The organism is Shewanella sp. SP2S2-4 (assembly GCF_031932025.1).
GTDB lineage: Bacteria > Pseudomonadota > Gammaproteobacteria > Enterobacterales > Shewanellaceae > Shewanella > Shewanella baltica.
In genome coordinates this window covers 45,252-52,006 of the sequence record NZ_JAUOER010000034.1, presented here as the reverse complement: position 1 = coordinate 52,006, position 6,755 = coordinate 45,252, and the positions used below count along the sequence as shown (strand labels likewise).

The 6,755-nt window shown below is 45.7% G+C and carries 5 protein-coding genes; 1 reads left to right on the top strand and 4 read right to left on the bottom strand.

The window, feature by feature from the left end:
• A partial coding sequence (locus Q4Q54_RS20300; protein WP_311989411.1) for an EAL domain-containing protein occupies positions 1-1,451 on the top strand: 1,451 nt, incomplete at its 5' end.
• A gap of 233 nt (positions 1,452-1,684) precedes the next feature.
• On the opposite strand, the gene Q4Q54_RS20295 is transcribed toward Q4Q54_RS20300, so the two are convergent.
• The 4 genes from Q4Q54_RS20295 to Q4Q54_RS20280 all read right to left on the bottom strand — a co-directional run bounded on the left by Q4Q54_RS20295 (position 1,685) and on the right by Q4Q54_RS20280 (position 6,592).
• Positions 1,685-3,070, bottom strand: a complete 1,386-nt coding sequence (locus Q4Q54_RS20295) for a tetrathionate reductase family octaheme c-type cytochrome (RefSeq protein ID WP_311989410.1) — start codon at positions 3,068-3,070, stop codon at positions 1,685-1,687.
• 54 nt (positions 3,071-3,124) lie between these two features.
• A complete protein-coding gene (locus Q4Q54_RS20290) occupies positions 3,125-4,849 on the bottom strand; it encodes a DUF3373 family protein (protein WP_311989409.1) in 1,725 nt (574 codons plus the stop codon).
• Positions 4,850-5,041: 192 nt separating this feature from the next.
• Positions 5,042-5,371 carry a cytochrome c gene (locus tag Q4Q54_RS20285; protein WP_006087070.1) on the bottom strand — a complete coding sequence of 110 codons (330 nt, stop codon included), beginning with the start codon at positions 5,369-5,371 and terminating at the stop codon, positions 5,042-5,044.
• 489 nt (positions 5,372-5,860) lie between these two features.
• Positions 5,861-6,592: an SDR family oxidoreductase gene (locus Q4Q54_RS20280; protein WP_311900989.1), complete on the bottom strand. Its 732-nt coding sequence runs from the start codon at positions 6,590-6,592 to the stop codon at positions 5,861-5,863.
• Positions 6,593-6,755: the final 163 nt, after the last annotated feature.

Genomic DNA, 6,755 nt, shown 5'->3' with positions numbered 1-6,755 from the left:
TGGTGCTGGTGAAGGGCGTGGATCGCATCATTGCTAATAGCGTTATCGCGCGTGATTCGGAGATGCTCGCAAGTAAATTTCAGATGTATATTACTGAATCAGCTGAACAACTACTTGAAATGCCTCGCTTAGAGCCTAGTGTGATTTGCTCTGCAGAATTAGAAAGTCTATTGAAACAGAAAGCCTTTGACTCCAGCTTTGTCCGCTGGTTGGCCATTTACAAAGATAATCAGGTGCTCTGTCAGTCTGGCGTAATACCCCATGATTTAACTGCATTGAAAGCCCATAAGGTGAGAGAGAATTTAAGTATTGCGGTGGCAAGCCATAATACTCAGACAAGTCACGAATTATTTTTAATACGTCACATGGAGGGGATTGATTACATTGCCAGTATCACTCCCCTTAGGCAGAGGTATTTTGTTCCTGTGGATTGCGAGCGATGTCTTGAGTACAAGGTGAGCTTAGATTCAGATCCTTATATTGAGTTTGGGTTTGATAATTTTGCTGATGAACCTGTGGTTTACCATGTCGTTCAAGAGCAAAATCCCTACTACCATGCGACCTTTGAGCTATCAGGTAATCGTGTTTTCCTTGAACAATATTCACAGCTCGGTTGGCGGGTCAGTGTAGCAACCGGGATTGTCTTAGGTTTGTTGGCGTGTTTAGTGTATTGGCGTTGGAACAACCATCAAATTTCCCTTGATAGTCAAATAAAACGGGGCATTCAGCGGGGGGAGTTTATTCCCTATTATCAGCCTATTGTCGATAGTAGTACGGGAATGCCTGTGGGGGCAGAAGTGTTGGTGCGCTGGCTTCGGCATGATAATCGGATGATCCCACCCAATCAGTTTATTCCCTTTGCTGAAGCGAGGGGACACATTCTTCCCATGACGACGAGTATGTTGAACAAGGTCATTAATGATATTCAACTGCTAGGGGGGCAATGCCCGCCGTTATTTTTTAGTATCAACATTGTGCCTGCTCATCTTGAAAATGATGATTTTTATCATCAATTACAAAAAATTGTCGAATCAGGAATACTGGGGCATCACAGGTTATCCTTGGAAATCACCGAGCGACTACCGATCAAAGATATGATGTTAGCTCGCCAGACACTCGATAAGATTTATGCGCTAGGTATTGACCTTAAGTTGGATGACGCAGGTACGGGCTATGGTTGTTTTAGTTATGTTCAACACCTTGGGATCAGTACATTGAAGATAGATAAGATGTTTGTCGATACCATTGGTCAATCCCATAATTTTAATGGCAAAACCTTAGATGCCATTATCTCGTTTGCAAACGAGTCTAAGTTGCATGTTATTGCGGAGGGGGTGGAGACGGTTGAACAGCAAGGGTATTTAGGTGAATTAGGAGTTAAACTTATCCAAGGTTACTATTATTCTAAGCCTTTGGCTGCGGAAGATTTTTTCAAGTTTACTCTTGCTTAGTGCTCGAAAATTATCGTCATGCGATGCGTAAATTCATCTTGTTATCATCGCAAAGTGCAAGTTTGAGGTTAATTCCTTTTGTCGATTGCATTTACCGCTCACTTAACGCGTGTTGAGGTTAGGTTGTGAGATAAAAAAAGAGAGCTTAGCCGACGGGATACTAAGCTCTCAAAGGTTTGCAGGGGAGCGATACTCGCCTTGGCCTCGATTAGGCTTTAGGCGAGTCAATAGGGTTATTGCTTATGTTTAGGGCCTTGTTTGTTTTTCATTGGGTCGCCTTGATACCCCAAGGCTTGCCAATCAAGTCGTGTGCCTTTGTTATGGCAGTCGTTACAATTTAATGCTTGCTCCTTAGGTGATACCATGTGGTTGATACGCCACCACATTTCGGTGGCTGCAAAGTCATATTCACCACTGTATTTGATGCCTTTTTCCAACATGGTTGGATTGGCTTCCATACCCAGTTTCGCAGCTAAATTCCAGTCAAACTCGCTCCAATATCCGCCTTTGCCATAGGTTTTTGGGGTGATAAAGATATTGAGTTTCTTGTCGTAAATTTGCTTACCAGTATGCACTTTAAAGGGATAGATTTTGGCTTTGGCATCGTTAATATCACCCATTGGGTAGGTGAGTTTAGTGACGACATTCGGGTCCATCTTGTCTCCCGCCATATAGGCATTGGCGGTGCCGTTGTACCAAGCGTACTGGGGCTTAACCATTTTCTCCCATACAAAGTCACCCTTTTTCTTCTGATAGGTGTGTTTACCATATTGATCTACGGTTTCAGGCTTATCATCCCCTGCGGTTGACCAATCCCACTGCATCTTGGTGGGTTCATTCTTAGCGAAGAAGGGAATATGGCAGGTTTGGCAAGCCACGGTTGCGGTATGGGTATTGAGCTTTTTATTGCTGTGCGGCGCGCTATCGTGGCAGTTTTCACAACCTATATGGTCGATACCGCCTGGTGACACGCCCATGGCATTACCCGAAATTTGATGTTTTTCAGTGGTATGGCAGTTTTGGCATTGGAAGTCATTGCCATCACTGTCCATATGCACATCGGTCGCTTTGTCAGGGTAAGACATGGAAGAATCAAGATCCCCGTGTTTCACCGCATCACCACCACCGCCGTAGAAGTGGCAGCTACCGCAGTTGTCCCGTACTGGAGCGCCGACATTTTGGGCTATCTTCGCTAGATCGAGCTTAGCCATAGGTTCGCCAGCGCCCGCAGGATCTTTCACATAGGTGCCAGTGGTGTCGTGGCAGACTAAGCAGTCCACTTTGGTTTTATCTTTAAAATCAAAGGTGTTGTCCTTCCAACCATAGCCAGCATGACAGCTAGTGCAGCGAGGCTCATTGCTGGAGATAGACACGCAGAAGTTGTTAATACTGTTTTTCTTGCCCCGCACTACTATCCTATCGGGGAGTTTTTGGGCTAACTCCCAAGTCCAGTGGGAGGTTTTCATCACATCTGTTGCTTGGTCTTCGTGGCAGACTAAACATTGTGTGGTGACTTCGGAACCTGTGGTAAAGGGGCCTTTTAGTGCATCTTTATGGGGATTGGCGGCATAGGTTTGTAATGTCATGCCCGCCAAGGCAATAAATAAGAGTCTTTTCATTTTGTACTCCCGCCCTCGGCTTGACCGAGGGCTGATTGCGATTATCTATTCGGATTAGAAGTTAATGGTCAGTGAGGCGTTAACATCAAAGGCGGTATCGACCACAGGCAACATGGAGTAAGCCGTGCCCGCTAACACATCATCAATTTTTTGAGGGGCATCCACTGGCGTACCGCTGCCTGTGTATTCATAGTCGTAGTAAAGCCCGGCCAATTTGATAAACATTTTTGGATTGATATCAAAGATATAATAGGCTTCGGCCACATGACCACGAGTGGCAAGTTTGCTACCGATAGGGTCGTCTTGGGCTTGGGTGAAGGGTGTCCAATATTTAGAACCATAGTTATATTCCAGACCAAACTTGCCGTAGGGTGCAGGAATTTGTACGCCGACATAAATGCCGTAACCGTCTTTGGTATCACTATCGTCACTGGTTTTAGGCACCATGATGATCTCAGTACCAGTGCTATTTAACTCAGCCTCGAAGATAGCATCGGATAACATGCCACCAAACATACCTGCGTTGCCATTGGGCTCGGCGCGAGTCCAGCCGAGTGAGGCAAACCATTTAATATCGTTTGCTTCTTCACGCGCAAAGCCAATCCCGCCTAGGTACATGTCACCAATCACACCGCTGGGTTGTACTCGGGTAACAAAGTTAAAATTGTCGAACTTTTGCATATCTTGGTACATGGTCGGAGCGAAAATGCCCGCCAGCTGGGTAGGGAAGGCCATAGTGCCTTTAAAGCCGTCATTCACATCTTTAGCGCCAAACAGGGTGAACTGGAGGAAGTTGGTGCCATCGTTGATGGCATCGATATTAAAACCACCTAGGTGGGTATCTTTAGTGACTATGTCACCAAACATTTCGCCATTGCCCCATTGTGATTCAAAGCCTTGGCCGTAGCAGAAGCGGACAACTTGCCCTTCAACCCCGGTGATTTCCCCTAGGTTATAACCTAAGGTCGCGCCATCGAAGTTGAAGTTAACTAAATGGCCTGAAGGCGTGCCGCCGCGTAGCTCGTTTTCACGGTAGTGGCTTGGTGGGCCATAGGTTGAAGGGCGACGGCCAATGGAGAGATAAAACTCGGAGCCGTTGATTTTTTTCCAGTCAAAATAGGCGCGTTCGACCCGCAGCCAGTCGCCACTGGTATTGCCGCTGCTGGTGCCATCCATAGTGAAAGACCGCCAAGAGTCAAATACTTGCACTCCTGTGGAGTCGCCCCAGTTTTTGAACATACTGAGACGGCCAGCAAAGCTGACGTTATCCCATACTTTTGCCTTGAGGTTGAGGCGCAGACGAGTGGTGTAGTAGATGTCGTTATCTATGTCCTGCACGCTTTTGGGGGCGAGCACATAGGGCATCACGCCCTGCAACATGCCATTTTGGAAGGCGGCGGCAAGGTCTGGATTGGCTTGCATCATTTTTCCAAGTGGTGAATTTAGATCGTTGGGCATGCCGAAGGCGCCAGACATAGCTTTGGCGCCAAAGTCGTTGAAGTTAACCTTCATCGCTGGGCTCCAGACTACATCTTGGTAATGCAATGAATGGGCTTTAGTGCGGAAATCACCTGTAATTTCAAGTCGATCTAAGGATGTGTGTCGCTCGGTTTTATCTACGCGATCATTAAGGTCATCCAATTGCTCGGTAATATCGGCAAGTTGCTGCTTGAGTTCGGTAATTTTTTGCGTTTCACTTTGCACATCGTTCGGTGCAGCAAGGGCTTGGCCCGACATAAACAAGGCATTAGCAACGAGTATTGAGATAAGGGTACGCATAAGGTTTCTCCCTGAGTTTTTCTGTTGGCGTTATCTCGCTAAAAAGCATTTCGCCAAATTTACCCAATAGGAGTCCCTGAGGTGTTTCCCCATTTTTTCTCGCATTGGGTTTTAAATTTTTAAGTCAATGATTTAGGTCGCAGTTGCAGGGCTGCTTTCTAGCATTGCCTTAGGCCGTTAAATGGGCAGAGATCAGCCGCAGGTTTGTGGTTGGTCTGAGTCAGCGGCGTGGTCATACAAAAATTGCTGTATGTCCTTAAGGTCTTGTTCTGTGAAGCCGTTGAATACTTCTGGTTTGAGCTTGTGCTTATCTTTATCAAAGAAGCGATCCCATTGGCTCATAGTCTTGGTCATAGGTGTGAGTTCACCGCCTTCGCCACCTTGGCTATGGCAGGCTTTACATTCTTTTTTGTATAAATGTTTACCTTTCTTTGGGTTACCACCGTCTGCTGCGTAGGCATTGATACCTAAGCTGCCTATTACGGCCATTGCTATTGCTATCTTGGTTAATGTTTTCATCATCTCATTCCTTACTTTTGTGGCCATTTGTATGACTTTGTTGGCGAAGTGTTTTTATTGATTCCACCTTGTGAACAAATTTATCAAAAACCACAGTGAGTAAATTTGAGGTGCATCACTTCCATTAAAAAAAACTAATTGATAAAAACTTCATTGATAAAAATCTAATTGACTGTATTTTGTCGCGGTTTACGTCATTTTTATTTCAGTAAAACCAATAGGTTGATTTTTTAGCTAAATTAGCCATGTCGATTTTACCTGTCGTGTTTGGTACTTAACACGCCAAAAGCGACTGTGATTTAGCTAACACTTTGTAAAATATGTATTAACTAAAGTAGCTATTTTAAAATTAGCGAGATGGTGGCGGGATGTGGCACTAAGCTATAAATGCTAGAGCATGATCTGACATTTTTAGTTTTTTGGCTTGGGTTGATGAGTGTTTCTGAGCCGTATTCGCCTAAACAGTCTAGGCGAATACGGACTCGGGACGGATTAAGGCTGCTGGCGTGTTGGCGCTAAAACGATTTCGCGTACGCACACATTTTGCGGTTGTTGCCATGCAAACAGCGCAGCAGCGGCGACGTTTTCAGGCGCGATAACGCCGCCCATTTCTTCTTTCCAGTCATGGTAACCGGCTTTAATGTCATCGCAGGTGGTATGACTTAGCAACTCAGTTTCTACTGCGCCGGGGGCGATAGTGATAAGGCGTACGTCATCTATGGCGACTTCTTCACGAATGTTTTCTGTTAAGGCGTGCACGGCAAATTTAGTGGCGCAGTAAGCAGCGTGGTTTGGAAAGGTTTTACGCCCCGCCACTGAGCTGATATTAATGATAGTGCCAGTTTTGCGAGCTTTCATGTCGGCTAATACCGCATGAATGCCATTAAGCACGCCCATCACATTGATATTGAGCATGCGGCTCCATTCGTTAGGATCTTGCACATCGATCTGACCCAGCAACATCACACCCGCGTTATTGATAAGACAGCCGACAGGGCCAAATTGTGCTTCTGCTTGAGTTATGGCGGTTTTAATGGCTGCAGTGTCGGTGACATCGACGCTGATAGAGAGGCTGTTAGGTAATTCAAGTGCTTGCATTGCTTCAACCCGGCGTGCCAGTAATAACAGTGGGTGGCCTGCGGCGCTAAAACTTTTGGCCATAGCGGCGCCAATACCCGATGAAGCGCCCGTGATGACAACCAGTGATTTAGTAACTTGATTCATTAGTATTTCCTATTAATTGAAGCCAATCTGAGCCGTAAACAAACTGTTGTTCGGCGTCTTTAAGTTGGCAATCAGTATAGGCTGGGGATTTTTAGCCGAAAAATACTTATTCCAGCTGGATATGATAGGCTCAGCCTATGACACTATTATCGAACTTTGTACT